Below are 636 nucleotides of genomic sequence, written 5' to 3'. Positions count from 1 at the left end.
GCGCGGCCGGACCATACATCTGGGTCAATCGCGTCGGTTTGCCCCTGAGCCGGGCGCTTCCGGTCTAACCGGATGAGCAGACATCGTCAGACTGGGCCGGCATGTCTCAAACGGGCCATAAGCGGAAGAATTTTCAATTATACCTCCAGGGTTGCTGGTGCGCGCATCTTCACTGGTGACCTCTGCCGGAGGGGGGGTAGATAGAGAATGCCGTACTTCGCGTAGATCTGTGCTGGCATCGACTGCTCGATCACTCGCGCCACCGCAATATCAACAGCTGTAATCAGTGCATCGTCCGCTCCGCGAAGCCCGACTGAAACGCTCCACTGCAGTGCCGGCTCTGGCTCGCATCCGTGGGGTATCCTCACTGCCGTGCTCGGGTGTTCGTGCTGATACCAGCCGATAGTCACTGGGTTTGTGGCGCCGACTTCGATTTCGCCTGCTTCGATCGCGGCAATTATGTCCTCTTGGGAGGCGAAGACCGAAACGCGAAAGCCGTGTTTGGCCAGCCACTCGTGCTCGATGGTGCCAACCGTGACGCCAACCTTCTGACCGTGCAAATCGTTAAGCCGCCGAACCGAAGACTGAGATGAAACCACAAGAACAACACCGCTGCTTGCGTAAGGTCTCGAAAAG

At 58.2% G+C, this 636-nt stretch carries 1 protein-coding gene; it reads right to left on the bottom strand.

The features are described 5' to 3' along the window. Positions 1-137: 137 nt before the first annotated feature. Positions 138-636 (bottom strand): substrate-binding periplasmic protein (locus FXV83_RS42210; protein WP_148745882.1); only part of this gene is annotated, 499 nt, incomplete at its 5' end.

The organism is Bradyrhizobium hipponense (genome assembly GCF_008123965.1).
Taxonomy (GTDB): Bacteria; Pseudomonadota; Alphaproteobacteria; order Rhizobiales; family Xanthobacteraceae; genus Bradyrhizobium; species Bradyrhizobium hipponense.
The sequence above is the reverse complement of the archived record's forward strand: the minus strand, read 5'-3'. Positions and strand labels throughout refer to the sequence as shown.